The organism is Micromonospora sp. NPDC051227, from assembly GCF_044455385.1.
In the GTDB taxonomy this organism is placed as follows: domain Bacteria; phylum Actinomycetota; class Actinomycetes; order Mycobacteriales; family Micromonosporaceae; genus Micromonospora.
The window spans coordinates 178,296-195,541 of sequence record NZ_JBITET010000009.1 but is presented as its reverse complement, the minus strand read 5'-3'; the positions used below and the strand labels follow the sequence as shown (position 1 = coordinate 195,541).

At 72.8% G+C, this 17,246-nt stretch carries 17 protein-coding genes; 15 read left to right on the top strand and 2 right to left on the bottom strand.

The features are described 5' to 3' along the window. Positions 1-36 precede the first annotated feature (36 nt). The 10 genes from ACIA47_RS22465 (at position 37) to ACIA47_RS22420 (ending at position 10,415) form a co-directional block, all read left to right on the top strand. The gene (locus ACIA47_RS22465) at positions 37-423 is read left to right on the top strand and encodes a hypothetical protein (protein ID WP_396710366.1); all 387 of its coding nucleotides are present in this window, start codon (positions 37-39) and stop codon (positions 421-423) included. Between the two features lie 279 nt (positions 424-702). Beyond that, positions 703-3,537: a Na+/H+ antiporter subunit A gene (locus ACIA47_RS22460; protein WP_396710364.1), complete on the top strand. Its 2,835-nt coding sequence runs from the start codon at positions 703-705 to the stop codon at positions 3,535-3,537. Further along, positions 3,534-4,013: a Na(+)/H(+) antiporter subunit C gene (locus ACIA47_RS22455; RefSeq protein ID WP_396710362.1), complete on the top strand. Its 480-nt coding sequence runs from the start codon at positions 3,534-3,536 to the stop codon at positions 4,011-4,013. Before ACIA47_RS22460 ends, ACIA47_RS22455 begins: the two co-directional genes overlap by 4 nt. Then, positions 4,013-5,518, top strand: coding sequence for a Na+/H+ antiporter subunit D (locus tag ACIA47_RS22450; RefSeq protein WP_396710360.1), 1,506 nt, complete (start codon positions 4,013-4,015; stop codon positions 5,516-5,518). The genes ACIA47_RS22455 and ACIA47_RS22450 overlap by 1 nt, the downstream gene beginning before the upstream one ends. Continuing rightward, entirely contained in the window at positions 5,515-6,126 is a 612-nt protein-coding gene (locus tag ACIA47_RS22445) for a Na+/H+ antiporter subunit E (RefSeq protein ID WP_203121432.1), read from the top strand. Before ACIA47_RS22450 ends, ACIA47_RS22445 begins: the two co-directional genes overlap by 4 nt. Further along, complete coding sequence (locus ACIA47_RS22440) at positions 6,123-6,386, top strand: monovalent cation/H+ antiporter complex subunit F (protein ID WP_203121431.1); 264 nt, start codon at positions 6,123-6,125, stop codon at positions 6,384-6,386. Before ACIA47_RS22445 ends, ACIA47_RS22440 begins: the two co-directional genes overlap by 4 nt. Then, the gene (mnhG, locus tag ACIA47_RS22435) at positions 6,386-6,745 is read left to right on the top strand and encodes a monovalent cation/H(+) antiporter subunit G (RefSeq protein ID WP_396710502.1); all 360 of its coding nucleotides are present in this window, start codon (positions 6,386-6,388) and stop codon (positions 6,743-6,745) included. Before ACIA47_RS22440 ends, mnhG begins: the two co-directional genes overlap by 1 nt. A 182-nt stretch (positions 6,746-6,927) precedes the next feature. Next, entirely contained in the window at positions 6,928-8,283 is a 1,356-nt protein-coding gene (locus tag ACIA47_RS22430; RefSeq protein ID WP_203121430.1) for a hemolysin family protein, read from the top strand. Beyond that, positions 8,280-9,344, top strand: a complete 1,065-nt coding sequence (locus ACIA47_RS22425; protein ID WP_203121429.1) for a hemolysin family protein — start codon at positions 8,280-8,282, stop codon at positions 9,342-9,344. Before ACIA47_RS22430 ends, ACIA47_RS22425 begins: the two co-directional genes overlap by 4 nt. A gap of 132 nt (positions 9,345-9,476) precedes the next feature. Further along, positions 9,477-10,415: a sporulation protein gene (locus ACIA47_RS22420; protein ID WP_396710356.1), complete on the top strand. Its 939-nt coding sequence runs from the start codon at positions 9,477-9,479 to the stop codon at positions 10,413-10,415. Between the two features lie 102 nt (positions 10,416-10,517). Here ACIA47_RS22420 and leuE read toward each other — a convergent pair whose 3' ends face one another. After that, positions 10,518-11,189: a leucine efflux protein LeuE gene (gene leuE, locus ACIA47_RS22415; RefSeq protein ID WP_091400492.1), complete on the bottom strand. Its 672-nt coding sequence runs from the start codon at positions 11,187-11,189 to the stop codon at positions 10,518-10,520. Beyond that, positions 11,189-12,433 carry a bifunctional pyridoxamine 5'-phosphate oxidase family protein/GNAT family N-acetyltransferase gene (locus ACIA47_RS22410; protein WP_396710354.1) on the bottom strand — a complete coding sequence of 415 codons (1,245 nt, stop codon included), beginning with the start codon at positions 12,431-12,433 and terminating at the stop codon, positions 11,189-11,191. Before ACIA47_RS22410 ends, leuE begins: the two co-directional genes overlap by 1 nt. 36 nt (positions 12,434-12,469) lie before the next feature. Between ACIA47_RS22410 and ACIA47_RS22405 the strand changes: the two genes are divergently transcribed. The 5 genes from ACIA47_RS22405 to ACIA47_RS22385 all read left to right on the top strand — a co-directional run bounded on the left by ACIA47_RS22405 (position 12,470) and on the right by ACIA47_RS22385 (position 17,224). Next, positions 12,470-13,810, top strand: coding sequence for an aminotransferase class I/II-fold pyridoxal phosphate-dependent enzyme (locus ACIA47_RS22405; RefSeq protein ID WP_396710352.1), 1,341 nt, complete (start codon positions 12,470-12,472; stop codon positions 13,808-13,810). A 314-nt stretch (positions 13,811-14,124) separates the two neighbouring features. Next, positions 14,125-14,829, top strand: a complete 705-nt coding sequence (locus tag ACIA47_RS22400; RefSeq protein WP_203121422.1) for a UdgX family uracil-DNA binding protein — start codon at positions 14,125-14,127, stop codon at positions 14,827-14,829. An 89-nt stretch (positions 14,830-14,918) separates the two neighbouring features. After that, complete coding sequence (locus ACIA47_RS22395; RefSeq protein ID WP_396710350.1) at positions 14,919-15,503, top strand: hypothetical protein; 585 nt, start codon at positions 14,919-14,921, stop codon at positions 15,501-15,503. 123 nt (positions 15,504-15,626) lie between these two features. Continuing rightward, positions 15,627-17,018, top strand: a complete 1,392-nt coding sequence (locus ACIA47_RS22390) for an MFS transporter (RefSeq protein ID WP_396710348.1) — start codon at positions 15,627-15,629, stop codon at positions 17,016-17,018. A 5-nt stretch (positions 17,019-17,023) separates the two neighbouring features. After that, a complete protein-coding gene (locus tag ACIA47_RS22385) occupies positions 17,024-17,224 on the top strand; it encodes a DUF3046 domain-containing protein (RefSeq protein ID WP_030489422.1) in 201 nt (66 codons plus the stop codon). The last annotated feature ends 22 nt before the right edge of the window (positions 17,225-17,246 follow it).

Here is a 17,246-nt window from a genome sequence, read left to right as displayed (position 1 = left end):
CTTCACTCGCAACGCGAACCGGGGTGAGGGGGTTTGATGGCCGGCGAGCAGCACACCGTCGAACCCGGCACCGACGTGCTGATTCGCAAGGTCGACAGCCACCTCGCCGCGCTCCGCGCCGGCCTGCACGGCCCCGAGCTCGAGCTCGCCGAACGCCTCGCCCACTGTCTTCGCGAAATGGTTCTCTGCACCGCCCAGGCCAGCGCCGCCGACCGGGGTCAGGTCCGCGTTGCCGTGCACTACTTCGTGCTGCGCCGCGAGAGCCGTGGCCGCCTGCTGTCGGTGCGGTCGCTGACCGCCGCCGAGCGGGTGGTCGACCGGGTCGCCCGCCAACTCGGCCGCCTCGACCTGCTGGCTGAGCTACGCCGCGACCGCCCCACCCCCGACGACGCGCAACCCCTCAACAACGCCCTACTGACCTGACACCCCAACCCGCCGCGCCGCTCGACGAGGTCGAGCTGCTCATCCCCGCGATCTTGCACCTGCTGTGGCGGCATAGAGGGCATTCCGTGCATCTCGACGACCGAAAGTGCAAGATCGGCGCAGGCGGGGAGTGCGCGGGGCCGGGTGTGGGTTGCGGGCGGGTTTCGGGCTGGGCGGGCGAATTCTGGCAAAACCGCCCGGCAGGGGAGGAACTGGCGTCTGATCGCTGCTAGGCGCCACCGCTGCCACGGGCGTCGGCCATGTCGATCGGGAGCGCAGGTGCTGGTACTGCTCATCCTCCATCTCGTGGCGGCTCTCGCCGCGCCCCTGCTCGTCCGCTGGTGGGGTCCGCGCGCGTGCTACCCGCTGGCGCTCGCGCCGGCCGCCGCGTTCTGCTGGGCGGTGGCCCGTACCCCGGCCGTCGCGCACGGCGGTGCGGTGGTCGAGACGTACCCGTGGATCCGGCAGTTGGGCCTCGACATCGCGTTCCGGCTCACCACGCTCTCCTGGCTGATGACGCTGCTGATCGGCGGCGTCGGCGCGCTCGTGCTGGTCTACAGCGCCCGCTACTTCAGCGCCGGCTCCGCCGGGCTGACGCAGTTCGCAGCGGTGCTGGTCGCCTTCGCCGGCGCGATGCTCGTCCTGGTCTTCGCCGACGACCTGCTGCTGCTCTACGTCGGCTGGGAGCTGACCACGATCTTCTCGTACCTGCTGATCGGGCACAGCACCGAACGGCGGTCCAGCCGCTGGGCGGCGGCGCAGGCGTTGACAGTCACCACGCTGGGCGGCCTCGCCATGCTGGTCGGCTTCATCATGCTGGGCGAGCACGCCGGCACCTACCGCTGGTCGGAGATCAGCGCACAGCCGTTGCCCGGCGGCGGGTACCTGGTGGGCGCCGTGCTGCTGATCCTGGCCGGCGCGCTGTCCAAGTCGGCGGTGCTGCCGTTCAGTTCGTGGCTGCCGGTCGCGATGGCGGCGCCCACGCCGGTCAGCGCCTACCTGCACGCCGCCGCCATGGTCAAGGCCGGCGTCTACCTGGTCGGGCTGCTCGCGCCGGTGCTCGCCACGGTCGGCCCGTGGCGGCCGGTGGTGCAGGTCGCCGGTGTGGCGACGATGCTGCTCGGCGGTTGGGCCGCGCTGCGCCAGACCGACCTCAAGCTGCTGCTGGCGTACGGGACGGTCAGTCAGCTCGGCCTGCTGGTCGCGGTGACCGGGTCGGGCACCCCGGACGCCGCGCTGGCCGCTACCGCGATGCTGCTGGCGCACGCCCTGTTCAAGGCGGCGCTGTTCCTGGTCGTCGGCATCATCGATCACGGTGCCGGCACCCGTGACCTGCGCGAGCTGTCCGGGCTGCGGCACTGGTCCCGGCCACTGTTCGCGGTCGCCGTGCTGGCCGCGGCGTCGATGGCCGGGGTGCCGCCGCTGGTCGGCTTCGTGGCAAAGGAGGCGGTGTTCGGGGCGTTCACCGACCAACCGGTGCTCCTCACCGGCCTGGTCGCCGGGACGGTGCTCACCGTCGCGTACAGCGCCCGCTTCCTCTGGGGCGCGTTCGCCGACCGGCCGGGCGTGGCACCGGTCCCGCCGGGGTCGATCGCCGCGTCGCTCCTGGTCCCGCCCGCGGTCCTCGCCGGTGCCGGTCTGCTCGCCGGCCCGGCCGCGAGCGTGCTGGACCACCTGCTGCGCCCGTACGCCGATCTGCTCGGCGGGGTCGACGCGCACCTGGCGCTCTGGGCCGGACCGACCCCGGCGCTCGGCCTGTCCGTACTGGCCCTCGTCGGCGGCGGCCTGCTCTTCGCCGTGCGCGGGCCGCTCGCCCCGGTGCTGGCCCGGCTCCGGTCACCGGTGGGGGGCAACCTGGGCTACGAGTGGGTGGTGAGCCGGTTCGACCGGCTGGCCATCGAGGTCACCGGCGCGACCCAGCGCGGCTCCCTGCCGCAGTATCTGGGCATCATCCTGATCACCCTGGTGCTGGTGCCCGGCGCGGCGATGCTCTCCGCCAGCCCCTGGCGGGCGCGGATTCCGCTCTGGGACAGCGCGCTGCAACCGGTGGTCGTGGTGGTGATCGCGGTGGCGGCGGTGCTGGCGGTCGGTGCCCGTCGGCGGCTGACCGCGATGCTGCTGGCGGGCATGACCGGTTACGGCACGGCGATGCTGTTCGTGCTGCACGGAGCACCCGACCTGGCGCTGACCCAGTTCCTGGTGGAGACCTCGACGATCGCCGTCTTCGTGCTGGTGCTGCGTCGCCTGCCGGAGCGGTTCTCGGCCCGCCCGCTGCGCCGTACCCGATGGGTCCGTCGGGCGATCGGGGTGGGAGCGGGGGTGGTGGCCGCCGGGCTGGCCCTCACCGCCGTCGGCGCCCGCCGGGCGCCGGACATCTCCGCCGCCTTTCCGGATCTGGCGGTGGCGCACGGGTACGGCCGCAACGTGGTCAACGTGACCCTTGTCGACATCCGGGCCTGGGACACGATGGGCGAGCTGGCGGTGCTCGTGGTGGCCGCGACCGGGGTGGCCAGCCTGATCTTCGAGCGCTCCCGCACCGGGCCGCGACCGCGTCGGCCCGAGTCGGACCAGCGGGCGGGTGCACGCGGCCGCCCGGTGTGGCTGCGCGGTGGCCCGACTCTCTACGAGGAGCGCCGCTCGATCGTGTTGGAGGTGGTCATCCGGCTGATCTTCCACACCGTGGTGCTGTTCTCCCTGTTCCTGCTCTTCTCCGGGCACAACGCGCCGGGCGGCGGGTTCGCCGGCGGGCTGGTGGCGGGCCTCGCCCTGGTGGTCCGCTATCTGGCCGGCGGGCGGTACGAGCTGACCGAGGCGGCCCCGATCGGCGCCGGCCCGATTCTCGGCGCCGGGCTGGCCCTGGCGGTGGGCAGCGGAGTGGTGGCGCTGCTGGTCGGCGGGTCGGTGCTGGAGAGCGCGAAGGTCGACCAGGTCCTGCCACTGATCGGCGACGCCCACCTGGTCACGTCGCTCTTCTTCGACATCGGCGTGTACCTGGTCGTGATCGGGCTGGTGCTGGACATCCTGCGCAGCCTCGGTGCCGAGGTGGACCGACACATCGAGGCCACCGGAACGGCAACCGGAGGGCTGGCCGTCGACAAGGGGGACCGGGCATGACGCGCAGCGGTGCGGGGCCGACCTTGGTGCTGGTGCTGGCCGTCGCGGTGCTGTTCGGGTGCGGGGTGATCCTGCTGTTGGAGCGCAGCCTGACCCGGATCCTGCTCGGGGTGGTCATGCTCGGCAACGGGGTGAACCTGTTGATCCTGTTGGGCGGTCGGTCGGGCGGGGCGCCGGTCGTCGGCACCGGGCCGGTGGAGCGGATGAGTGACCCGCTGCCGCAGGCGATGGTGTTGACCGCAATCGTGATCACCTTCGGGTTCACCGCGTTCCTGCTCGCGGTGGCGTACCGAAGCTGGTATCTCTCCGGCGACGACGAGGTCCCCGACGACCTGGAGGACCGGCAGATCATCGGCCAGGCCGAGCGCAACGAGGTGGGCGCCGTCGATCGCGGTGGCGAGGGCCCGAACGGCGACCCGGAACAGGTCGATCCCGAGCCGGCCCGCCGACGGCTTCGACGCGGGGATGACTCGTGATGAGCACGTTGGTGCCGCTGCCGGTGGTGGTGCCGCTGCTCGGCGCGGCGCTGACCCTGCTGCTGGCCGGGAAGCCCCGACTCCAGCGCGCGATCAGTGTGCTGTGCCTGAGCGGCACGCTCACCGTGGCGGTGCTGCTGCTGGTGCAGGCGTACCGGCACGGGCCGGTGGTGGTGGCGGTCGGGGGGTGGCCGGCGCCGGTCGGCATCGTCCTGGTGGCCGACCAGTTGGCCGCGCTGATGCTGGTGGTCTCGTCGGCGGTGACCCTCTGCGTGCTGCTGTACTCGATCGGGCAGGGGCGCAGCGACACGAGCGAGAGCTCGCCGGTGTCGATCTTCCACCCGACGTATCTGGTGCTCACCGCGGGCGTCACCAACGCGTTCCTGGCCGGTGACCTGTTCAACCTCTTCGTCGGGTTCGAGATCCTGCTGGCCGCCAGCTTCGTGCTGATCACCCTGGGAGGTACCGAGACCCGGATCCGGACCGGGTCGACGTACGTGGTGGTCAGCATCCTCTCCTCGATGATCTTCCTGACCGCGGTGGGTCTGGTGTACGCGGCCACCGGCACGCTCAATCTCGCCCAGCTCGCCCAGCGCCTCGACGATCTGCCCGACGGTGTCCGGCTGGCCCTGGAGCTGATGTTGCTGCTGGCGTTCGCGATCAAGGCGGCGGTCTTCCCCCTGTCGGCCTGGCTGCCGGACAGCTACCCCACCGCCCCGGCCCCGGTCACTGCCGTCTTCGCGGGTCTGCTCACCAAGGTGGGCGTCTACGCGATCATCCGCACCGAGACGTTGCTGTTTCCCGGTGGGCGTGCCCACATCCTGCTCATGGTCGTCGCCGGGCTGACCATGGTGATCGGCATCCTCGGTGCGGTGGCCCAGTCCGACCTGAAGCGACTCTTCTCGTTCACCCTGGTCAGTCACATCGGCTACATGATCTTCGGGGTGGCGTTGAGCACCGCCGCCGGCCTCTCCGGCGCGATCTTCTACGTGGTGCACCACATCACCATCCAGACCACGCTGTTCCTCGTCGCCGGGCTGGTCGAGGAGCGCGCCGGCAGCACCGACCTGCGTCGTATCGGCGGGCTGGCCCGGGTGGCGCCGCTGCTGGGTGTGCTCTTCTTCGTCCCGGCCATGAACCTCGCCGGAGTGCCACCGTTCTCCGGTTTCCTCGGCAAGCTCGGCCTGCTCCAGGCCGGGGTGGCGGCCGGAGGGCCGCTGCCCGGGGTGCTGGTCGCCGCCGGCACCCTGACCAGCCTGCTCACCCTGTACGTGGCGTCCCGGGTGTGGAACATCGCCTTCTGGCGCGCGCCCCGGCTGGCCACCAGCGAGCCGGCCGTCCAGTTGCCGAGGCTGATGGTGGGCGCCACAGTGGCCCTGGTCGCCCTCGGGCTGGCGTTGACAGTGCTGGCCGGTCCGCTCTTCGACGTCACCGCCGACGCGGCAGCGGACCTGCGGCTGCGCACCCCGTACGTGCGGGCCGTGCTGCCGGGCGGTGTGCCGTGACCGGTTCCCCTGAGCCGGGTCCCGACGCCCCCAGGCCCGCCGTGGTGGGGCGGGGCCGGCTCGGGCGCTGGCGGGACCAGGCGGTGGCTCTCGGTTGGCTGGTGGTGGTCTGGAACCTGCTCTGGGGCGACATCAACTGGGCCAACCTGATCGGTGGCCTGCTGGTGGGCGCGGTCGTACTGGTGTTCTACCCGCTGCCGGCGGTCAGCTTCGGTGGCCGGTTGCGACCCCGGGCGCTGCTGGTGTTCGCGGGCCGGTTCGCCGTCGAGCTGGTCAGCGCGAGCCTGCACATCGCCCGGATCGCCGTGCAGCCCGGTTACCGGCCGCGCGGGGCGATCATCGCGGTCCGGTTGCGGGTGACCACCGATCTGAACCTGGCACTCACCGCCGAGGTGGTCTCGTTGGTGCCGGGCACGCTGATCCTCGAGGTGGACCGGGACTCCGGAACGCTCTACCTGCACGTCCTGGACACCCACGGCCCGGCGGACCTGGACGTGGCCCGGGAACGCGCCCTCACCGTCGAGCGGCGCATCGTCCGGGCGGTGGGCTCCGGCGCCGAACTGCGCCGCCTCGACGTCACCTCACCCGAGAAGGGAACCCGCCCGTGACCACATTGCTGGCCGCCGTCCTCACCGTGCTGCTGTCGGTCACCGCGCTCCTCGCGCTGGCCCGCCTCTACCGGGGCCCCTCACTGGTGGACAGGGTGATCGCCGCGGACATGCTGCTCGCCACGATGGTCGGCGCGGTCGGCGCCGAGGCCGCGGTGAACCGGCACGCCACCACCCTGCCCGTGCTGGTGGTGCTCTCCCTGCTCGGCTTCGTGGGTTCGGTGTCGCTGGTCCGCTTCGCCGTCCGGGAGCAGCAGTGATCGCGACGATCGCGGACTGGCTCGGCGCCGGTTGTCTGGTGGCCGGCGCGCTGCTCGCCCTGGCCGCCGGGATAGGCGTACTGCGTTTCCCGGACGCGCTGTCCCGGATGCACGCGGCCACCAAGCCGCAGGTGCTCGGGGTGCTCCTGCTGCTGCTGGGCATCGCGTTGCGGCTGCGGTCCCTGGCCGACCTCGGCATGATCCTGCTGGTGGCGGTCTTCCAGCTGGCGACCGCGCCGGTGGCGGCGCAGATGATCGGACGGGCCGCGTACCGGTCGGGGCGGGTCGACCGGGACCTGCTCGACGCCGATGAGCTGGCCGACCGCGGACAGGGCAGCGGGCCGGGGGGCCCGGCGTGACGACCAGGGCGCCCTCGCCGAACCGGACGTTCCGCTCCTTCGGCCCACCCCCAGCGGAGTCCCAGCCAGCGCCGATAAAATGACGGCATGATCGACTCTTCTGCCCAGGAGGGCAGCAGTAGCCAGCCGGGTCGTGCCCGGCATATCCCCGTACCGACGACCCCGGGAGCCCTGAGCGACCCGTGTTGATCGTCGTTGGTCTCCTTCTGATCATCATCCTCACTGCCGCCACCGGCTACTTCGTGGCGCAGGAGTTCGGCTACGTCGCCGTGGACCGGGGCAAGCTGCGCCAGCTCGCCGATGACGGCGATCAGGCCGCCGCCCGGGCCCTCACCGTCACCAGCCGGCTCTCCTTCATGCTCTCCGGTGCCCAACTGGGCATCACCGTCACCGCGCTGCTGGTCGGTTACGTCGCCGAGCCGTACCTGGGCGGTGGCCTCGCCGACCTGCTCGGCGTGGCCGGCGTCAGCGAGGCGGTCAGCCTGCCGCTGTCGGTGGCGTTGGCCCTGGTCATCGCCACCATCGTGCAGATGGTCCTCGGTGAGCTGGCCCCGAAGAACCTGGCCATCGCCCGGGCCGAGCGACTGGCCCGGGCGCTGAGCCGATCCACCCTGATCTACCTGGCCGTCGCCGGGCCTCTGATCCGGCTGTTCGACCGGGCCTCCGTCCGGCTGCTGCGCCGCATCGGCATCGAGCCGATCGAGGAGCTGCCCAGCGGCGCCACCCCGGCGGACCTGGAACAGATCATCGCCGAGTCCCGAGAGGAGGGCAGCCTCGACGCCGAGATGTCCACGCTGCTCGACCGAGGTCTGGACTTCCGCGAGCTGACCGCCGGTGAGGCCATGGTGCCGCGCGTCGACGTGCACACCGTCCGGGCGCACGAACCGGTGAGCCGGGTCGTCGAGCTGCTGGACAGCGGCCACTCCCGCTTTCCGGTACGCGGTGCGGAGGGCGTCGACGACCTGCTCGGCATCGTCGGCATCGCCGACGTGCTCGGCGTGCCCCCGGGAGAGCGGGCCACCACCCCGGTGAGCGCGGTGGCCGGGCCGCCGCTGCTCGTACCGGAGACGTTGCCCCTGCCCACGGTGCTCGACCGCCTGCGCTCCGGGCACCGGCAGATGGCGTGCGTGGTCGACGAGTACGGCGGCTTCGCCGGCGTCATCACGCTGGAGGACATCGCCGAGGAGCTGGTCGGCCCGATCCGCGACGAGGACGACCCACCGGAGCGGGCACCGGCCCGCCAGGACGACGGGTCCTGGGTGGTGCCGGCCCGCTGGCGGATCGACGAGGTCGCCGACAGCACCGGCATCGCCCTGCCCGAGGCCCCTGAGTACGACACCCTGTCCGGGTTGGTGATGCGCGAGCTGGGCCGGGTGCCCGAGGTCGGTGACCGGCTGGAGATCGGCCTGCAACCCGAGGCGGCGGACGGCGAGGACAGCGGGGCGGAGCCCCGGGCCCTGGTCGAGGTGCTGGCCGTGGACCGGCACGTGGCCGACTCGGTGCGGTTGCAGCTGACCAAACCCGAGGTGACCGCATGAGCCCCGGGATCGCACTGTTCAGTTCGGTGATCCTGCTGGCGCTGAACGGGTTCTTCGTGGCCGCCGAGTTCGCCCTGGTGGCCAGCAAGCGCTACCGCCTGGAGCAGGCGGCGGCGAACGGTGGCCGGGCGGCACGGGCCGCACTGGATGGCGTCCGCGAGTTGTCGCTGATGCTGGCCGGCGCGCAGCTCGGCATCACGCTGTGCACCCTGGGTCTCGGCGCGCTGGCCGAGCCGGCGATCGAGCACCTGCTCAGCCCCCTCCTGCACGCGGTGGGCCTACCGGACGCGGCCAGTCACCTGATCGCCCTGGTCTTCGCCCTCGGGGTGGTGACATTCCTGCACCTGGTGGTGGGCGAGATGGCACCGAAGTCGTGGGCGATCACCGACGCGGAGCGCTCGGCGACGCTGCTCGCGTTGCCGTTCCGCGCCTTCGCCCGGGTCTCCAGGCCGGTGCTCTCCGCGCTGAACGCCCTGGCCAACGCGATCCTGCGGCTGTTCGGCGTCAACCAGCAGGACCAGCTCGCCCAGGTGCACGGTCCGGACGAGTTGCGGATCCTGCTTGAGCAGTCCCGTGAGCACGGGCTGCTCGGTGCCGAGCAGCACCAACTGCTGACCAGCATGCTGGAGTTGCAGGGCACGTCGGTGGCGCAGGTGATGGAACCGTTCGCCACCATGGTCACCGTCCGCCGGGACGACCCGGCCGAGCGGATCGAAGAGGTCAGCCGGGACAGCGGCCGATCCCGGCTGGCGGTGCTCGACGAGGCGGGCGACGTGTGCGGGCTCGTGCACGTCCGGGAGGCGGTACGGGTGGTCACCACCGGCCGGGTCTCCACCGCCGGGGAGCTGATGACGCCCGCGTTCACACTGCCCGCGACGTCCTCGGTCACCGAGGCGGTGGCGGCGATGCGGGCCCGGCAGTCGCAGCTCGCGTTGGTCCGCAACGGCGGTGGCCCGGCCCGGCCGATCGGCTTCGTGGCCCTGGAGGACCTCCTGGAGGAGGTCATTGGGGAGTTCGACGACGAGACCGACACGGTCCCGCGCGGGCGTCGGTTGCGCTGACCTGTCGACCCGGCCGCACTGACGAAGTGCGGCCGGGTCAACGCTCGACACGGCAGCGGGCTTGAGCCGACCCCGACCGGGTAGGCGCGCCTGGTGGGGCCGGCGGGGCCCCGTCCCGGGAGGGGGCGCGCGGTGCGGCTGACGGGAGTGTCCCCGGAGTCCGGTGGCACCGGGCTCTCCGTGCAGACCACGCTGCCCAACCCGAGTACCCGACCGGGCCTGCGCCTGCCTGGGCGGGTGACGCTCGCGGCCGGCCCGGAGGACGTGCTGGTGCGGCACATCCGGCTCGGCCTCGTCACCACTGTCGAGCCGGACGACCCGGCCGCGGCCCGACGTCTCGTGCAGTTCCACCACCTGCCGATCGCCGGTCGGTTCGTCGTACCGGCTGGTCGGCGGCGGGCTGTCGACTTCGCGTTCCCGCTGCCGTGGGAGACCCCGGTGACCACCTTCGGTGGGGTGCCGCTGCTGAGCCTGCGGATGGGTCTGCGGACCGAGGTGTCGCTCGACCCCGACCTTGACCAGGGGGCCATGGTGCCGGTCTTCGTGCATCCGCTCCCCACCCAGCAGCACGTGCTGGCGGCGCTGGACACGCTCGGCTTCATGATCCGCCAGTCCGGGTTGCAGGAGGGCGGGCTGCCGGGGGTGGAACACACCCTGCCGTTGCACCAGCGTTGGGGCTACTGGGTGGGGCCGCTCTACGCCGGCCCGATCACCGAGCTGGAGGTGATCTTCGTGACCAACTCCGCGGGCCTGGAGGCGATCCTCTGGATGGATCGTCGGCTGGCGCTGGCCGGAATCACCCACCAGAGCATCAGCCGGTTCCGCATCTGGCACCAGGACGCCGACCGGCGGGACTGGGTCGCCACAGTGGACGGCTGGATCCGCCAGGGGATCAACCGGCATGCCGCCGCGGCCGCGCACGCCGACTGGTCCGCGCAGATCACGGGATCCGCCCACGTCAGCCGCCACCCCGACGAGCCGATCCAACCGGGTTACGGCCTGGGCGGCACCGCCGGCGGTGCCGGCGTAGGCGGAGGCGGAGGCGGCTCCGGCGGCGGCGACGGCACCTGACCCCCCGGCCCGCCCTCCGCCCCCGCGATCTTGCAGTTTCCGCGGCGACAAGCCGGCTCAGAGTGCGCGTTTCGGCGACCGAAAGTGCAAGATCGCGGCGGACTAGCCGGCGCTGGCGGTGGCCAGCTTGAGGCTGAAGGCCAGGAAGAGGGCGGCCACGGCGGTGGTGCCACCGGCCGCCAGGCGGCGGCGTTGGCGGAACTGGGCGGCCAGGAAGGTGCCCGCGAAGATCAACGCGGTCAGGTAGAGCGCGCTGGTCACCTGCGCAATCAGCCCGAGCAGCAGGAACGACAGTGCCGGCCAAGCGTAACCGGGGTCGACGAACTGGATGAAGAACGAGATGAAGAACAGGATCGCCTTCGGGTTCAGCAGGCTGATCACCAGCGCCTTGCGGAACGGGCTGCGCATCGCCGCCGGCTCCGCGGCGTCGATGAGCCGCGGGGTGCTCGGGTCGTTGCGGTCGCGCCAGCGCCGAACGGCGCCGAGCAGCATGGTCACCCCGACATAACCGAGGTACGCGGCACCGGCGTACTTGATCACCATGAACAGCGGCGGGTACGCCTTGAGCAGCGATGCGACCCCGGCGGCGGAGAGGAACATCAGCACCCCGTCGCCGACGAACACGCCACCGGCGGCCCGGTAGCCGACCGCGACGCCCCGCTTGGCCGCGGTGGAGAGCACGAAGAGTGAGTTCGGCCCGGGCAGCAGGATGATGGCCACGGTGCCCAGCACGTACGTCCAGATGTCGGTGATCCCCAGCACGCCCGCCATCATCACGCCACCGGTGCCGTCCGCAGAAGTCTTTCTCGCAGCCTGGCCTGTGCGTTCGGCCACTCGTCGACGGTCATCGCGTACTGTACGGTGTCCCGCCAGGAGCCGTCCGGGCGTTGGCGGTGCATCCGCAGCACCCCCTCCCGGGTCGCGCCGAGCCGCTCGATGGCCGCCTGGGAGCGAACGTTGCGGATGTCGGTGTGCCAGGCGACCCGTACCGCGCCCAGGTCGTCGAAGGCCCGGCTGAGCAGCAGCAACTTCGCCTCGGTGTTGATCCCGGTACGCCACCAGGGCCGGCCGAGGAAGGTGTGCCCGATCGCCACGGCCCGCCGCTCCGGGTCGATGTCGTAGTAGGAGGTGCTGCCCACCACCGCCCCGGTCGCCGCGCATCGCTGCACCCAGGCCACCCGCTCGCCCCGGTGCTGGGCGGCCAGGGCGGCGCCGATCACCTCGGCGGTTTCGGCGGGGGCGGTGGGCGGCGCGACGCTGAGGTGCCGCCACACCTCCGGGTCCGCGGTGGCGGCGTGCAACTCGTCGGTGTGCGCCGGCTCCAGCGGCTCCAGCCGAACGTGCTCGCCGTGCAGCGGCACCGGGTCGTGCCAGGGCGTGCGGGGCGTCCGCAGGTACGCCGGCAGCGGCGCGGTGACCCCGGCGTCCGGCTCGGGTGCCCCGGCGGTCAGGCGCAGCGGCAGCACGCCGGCCCAGTGCGGCAGGTGCAGGTCGGCCTCGTCCTCGCGGACCCCGCCGGTGCGGGCCCGGACGGACACCTCCCGCAGTGGCAGCGCCAGTACGGCGGTCTCGGCCAACTCGCGACGGCTGGGCGGACGGGTGGCGGTGCTGCGCCCCGCACCGACCTTCTCGACCAGAGCGGTGAGCATGGCCAGCTTCTCCCGCTCGTCGGTGACCAGTCGGGCGGTTCCGTGCGCGACGACCGAGCGGTAGTTGGCGCTGTGGTGGAACTGGGAACGGGCGTAGACCAGCCCGTCGAGCACTGTCACCGCGACGCAGACCGGCAACCCGTCGTCGCCCCGGGCGGCGAGCAGCGGCCGACTGCCGGTGGAGCCGTGCAGGTAGAGCGTGTCGCCGATGCGGACGTGCAGGGTGGGCAGCACCCGTGGCTGGCCGTCGACGGTGAAGCTGAGCGCGCAGTCGTACGCCTCGTCGAGCACGGCGTGGGCAGCGGCCTGGTCGTAGCTCATCTTGTCCCGGGAACGGTGGGGTGTGGTCCGGGCGGTGGGTGGAAACATGCGCGCGCCCCTTTGTTCTAGTACAATCTCTTATTTGTGTCAGCACACTATCAGCCCACCGGTACGACAGCCGTCGAGATTTCGGCCAGCATCGAGTCGGGCATCCGTGCCGGCGCCCTGTCACCGGGAGCCGCCCTGCCGCCCGTGCGGGCACTCGCCGCCGAGTTGGGGGTCAGCCCCGCCACCGTCGCCCGCGCCTACCAGGAGCTACGCCAGCGTGGCCTGCTCGCCACCGCCGGTCGGCACGGCACCCGGGTACGCCCCCGCCCACCGGTGGCCGCCCGCCGCTCCGCGCTGCGGCCCCCACCGTTGCCCGGCGCACGAGACCTGTCCCGGGGTGAACCCGACCCCCGTCTGCTGCCCCCGCTGGGCCCGCACCTGGCGGCGCTCGCCACCGAGAACGGCCCGTCGGTCGGCTACTCCGATGCCGGAGTGCTGCCCGCACTGGCCGAGGTGGCCCGTGCCCGGCTGCGCGCCGACGGCGTACCGGCCGGGGAGTTGACGCTCACCGGCGGTGCGTTGGACGGCATCGAGCGGTTGCTCGGCGCCCACCTGCGCCCCGGCGACGCGGTGGCGGTCGAGGACCCGGGTTGGGCCAACCTGCTCGACCTCGTCGCCGCGCTGGGCCTGCGCCCGATCGGCGTACCGGTGGACGACGAGGGGCCGCTGGTCGCCGGGGTGGCGGCGGCGCTCGCCGCCGGAGCGCGGGCGCTGATCGTCACCAGCCGGGCGCAGAATCCGACCGGCGCCGCCGTCTCCGCGGCCCGCGCCGAGGCGCTGCGGACGCTGCTCGCCGGCCGCCGGGACCTGCTGTTGATCGAGGACGACCACGCTGCCGAACTGGCCCGCGTACCCCTGCACCCGCTCGCCGGTGCGACAGCGAGTTGGGCCTTCGTCCGTTCGGTGAGCAAGCCCTTCGGCCCGGACCTGCGGATGGCGGTGCTGGTCGGCGACGAGACGACGGTGGCCCGGGTGAGCGGCCGTACCCGGGTCGGCGCCGGCTGGGTCTCCACCGTGCTGCAACGCCTGGTGCTCGCCCTGTGGCGGGACCCGGCGGTCACCGAGCTGGTGCAGCGGGCGGCGCAGAGCTACGAGCAGCGCCGCGAAGGGCTGCTCGCCGCGCTGGCCGAGCACGGCCTGACCGCGCACGGTCGCAGCGGCATCAACGTCTGGCTGCCGGTCGCGGACGAGACCAGCACGGTGACCGCGCTCCGCGACGCCGGCTGGGCGGTGGCTCCCGGCGCGCTCTACCGGATCGCCGCCCCGCCGGCCCTGCGCATCACCGTCAGCTCCCTGGACACCGCCGACCTGGCCCCCCTGGCGGCGGCCCTGGCCCAAGCCGAGAACCCACCCCCCTCCCAGGGCTTCCCCACCTGAGCCCCGCGATCTTGCGGATTGTGTTGGCGACATGTCGGCCCTGTGCGCGTTGGTCGGGGCAGAAAGTAGGACATCGCGGGGATTCGGGACGGCCGGGACGGGTATGCGGGCGCCTGGAGGTGGGGGACATGGCTTCTGGTGGGGCTCGTAAGGGGATCTGGATCGCGGTGGCGGTGGCGATCATCATCATCATCATCGTGCTGATCGCGATCGCGTCCGGCGGCGATGGGGGCGGTAACGGGTACTGACGCGATGCGGCCGGTGCGCCGGGGCGTATCCGGCGGCGAGCATCGAACGGGTATATAACAGTCGGCATGGCCGAGCAGACCGGGAGCGCTCCGGGCGCCCAGCGGTTCATCCCGCCCGACGCCGACACCATCGACGACCTGCGCACCGCCGCAGGCGGCTGTCGGGGCTGCGAGCTGTACCGGGACGCCTCGCAGACGGTCTTCGGCCGGGGCGACGAGAGCGCCCGCGTGGTGCTCGTCGGCGAGCAGCCCGGCGACATGGAGGACCAGAAGGGGCTGCCCTTCGTCGGCCCGGCCGGTCGCCTGCTGCGCCGCGCTGTCGACGACGCCGGGCTGGACCCGGGTCACCTCTACCTCACAAATGCCGTAAAACACTTTCGCTTTGAACAGCGCGGCAAGCGGCGGATCCACCAGACCCCGGACCAGATGCACGTCACCGCCTGCCGCCCCTGGTTGGTCGCCGAGTTCGCCCGGCTGCGTCCGGAGGTCGTGGTGGTGCTCGGCGCGACCGCCGCCAAGGCGCTGCTCGGCCCGTCCTTCCGGGTGACCCGGCAGCGGGGCGAGCTGCTGCCCTGGCCGGAGTCGGCCCAACACCCCGCGGACTTCGAGCAGGTGCCGGTGGACAACGCCGGAAAGCGGGCCGACGCGCCGCAGGCTCGGCTGCTGGCCACCATCCACCCGTCCGCCGTCCTGCGGGCCGACGACCAGGACAAGGCGTACGAGGGCCTGGTCGCCGACCTCACCGTCGTCACCCGCGCGCTGCCCGGCTGACCGGCGACCGCCACGCACGCCGCGTGCCGCCGGGCCCTGTCCACGATTGACGGTGCGTCGCGGATCGCGTGGGTGGGTAACGGGGGTCGATGGACGTTGACAACGAGGAGCGTCGCGCCGGTGCGCCCGTTGCGGCCGCCGGGCGTCGCGGGAGATGTAAGCGGTTCTTCGAGCGGGCGCCCGGCTTGCAGCTCATGGCCGTGTACTGGTTGCCGATGACGGTGGTCGTCGGGCTGCCGGTGCGCTGGCTCTTCGACCGACAGGAGTCACTTGACGAAGCCGTGCTGGGTGCCGCGCTGAACGCCGTCTGGATCGGCCCCGCGCTCTACCTGAGCCGGCGGATGGCGGGCCAGCAGAATGCCCGTCGGGATCCCGAGGGGTACGCGCTGCGCGAGGCGTTGCGCACCGGCGCCGTGCCCGAGGACGGCGCGGCGCGAGCCGCCCTGCCCGGCTACCTGGCAGGGCAGTGGCGAGCCACCTGGGCGGCGCTGCTGTCCATCCTGGGCATCTCCCTCGGGCTGATCCTGCTCGCAATCCTCGCCGCCGACAACGAGGGCTTCGCGGTGATCTTCGGCGTGGTCGCCGCCGTCAGCGTGGCCGTCGCCGCGCTCACCCTGACCCGGATCCGTCGGCTGGCATCCCTGCTGGCCGCGCCCAACCCGCCGCGTAGGTAGGGCGCCTCAGTCGTCCGCCGTGATCTTGCCGAACACGTCCTTGGCGGCGCGCTCCGGCGAAACCCACTGCCGCTGGTCGGTGCGGGTGCGAGAGGATGAGTCATCCCTTCCTGAGGAGCGCCGATGGCGACCGACCTGACCGCGCCGCGTACCGCCGCCCGACCCGACGTCGCGTCGATCCAGCGGCGTACCCTGCGGCTGCTCTTCACCACCCAGATCATCGGCGGGATCGGCGTGACCATCGGCATCGCCGTGGGCGCGCTGCTCGCGGCCCGGATCGCCGGGACCGCGGTGGCCGGTGTCGCGCAGAGCGCCGGGGTGGTCGGTGCCGCGCTGCTCGCCGTCCCGGTCACCCGGATCATGGCGCGGCACGGTCGCCGGCCGGGTCTGGTGCTGGCGTACGCGGTCGGCGCCGTCGGTGGCCTGCTGGTGGTGCTGGCCGCGGCCACCCGCTGGGTGCCGCTGCTCTTCCTCGGCATGCTGCTCTTCGGCGGGGGCACCGCGGCGAACCTCCAGGCCCGCTACACGGCGGTGGACCTCGCCGAGCCGGCCCGCCGGGGGCGGCAGCTCTCCCTGATCGTCTGGGCCACCACCATCGGTGCGGTGGCCGCGCCGAACTTCGCCGCGCTGGCCGACCGGGTCACCACCGGCTGGGGGTTGCCCCCACTGGCCGGCCCGTTCGCGTTCAGCGCGGCCGCGTTCGTGCTGGCTGCCGTCGTACTCCTCGGGTTGCTCCGGCCCGACCCGCTGCTCACCGCGCGGCGGCTCGCAGCGGCCGACGCACCGGCCGCCGAGCTGCCGCCGGCCGTCGACGCGACGGCGACCGCGGTGGCGGCCGAGGCGCCGGCGGCAGGTGGCGGTGCGACGCCGGCCGCCGCGCCGGTCGAGGTGCGCGCGCCGCGCGGCGCCGGGATGCGCGCGGCCTGGTCGGTGGTACGCGGACAGCCCGCCGCCCGACTCGGCATCGCCGCCGTGGCGGTGGGTCACCTGGTGATGGTGGCGGTGATGGCGATGACTCCGGTCCGGCTCGGCGAGTCGCACGCCGACGCCGACGTGTTGCGGCTGGTCGGCATCGTGCTGAGCCTGCACATCGCCGGCATGTACGCGTTCTCCCCGGTGGTCGGTTGGCTCACCGACCGGCTCGGTCGACGGGCGGTGATCCTCGGTGGGGTCGGGCTGCTGCTGGCCGCCTGCGCGGTCGCCGGCACCGCCGGGCACCACACGCCTCGGCTCTCGGTCGGTCTGGTCCTGCTCGGGTTGGGCTGGTCGGGAACCATGGTGGCCGGCTCGACCCTGCTGTCCGAGTCGGTGGCGGCCGAGGTGCGGCCGAGCGTCCAGGGGCTGTCTGACCTGATCATGGGACTGGCCGGGGCCGGGGCCGCCGTGGTCAGCGGGTTTGTCATGCAGTTCGCCGGATATCCCGTGCTCACCCTGCTCGCGGCGGTCGCGGCGGCGCCCCTGGTGGCGCTAGCGTTGCGCCCGGTGCCGACCGGGGCACCGGACGAGGAGGGCTGATCACTGTGCGGCTGACCGACTTCTGGACGCGGTTGGACGAGGCGTTCGGGCCCGGCTACGCGGCCAGCATCGCCCGCGATCAGGTGCTGTCCCAGCTCGGCGGGCGGACCATCGAGCAGGCCCTGGCATCGGGGGAGCAGACGCACGTGGTGTGGCGGGCGGTCTGTGCCGCGTACCCCGACCGGGTGCCCGCTCGACTACGCTGAGCAGCCTTTTCGCCGGTTCCGC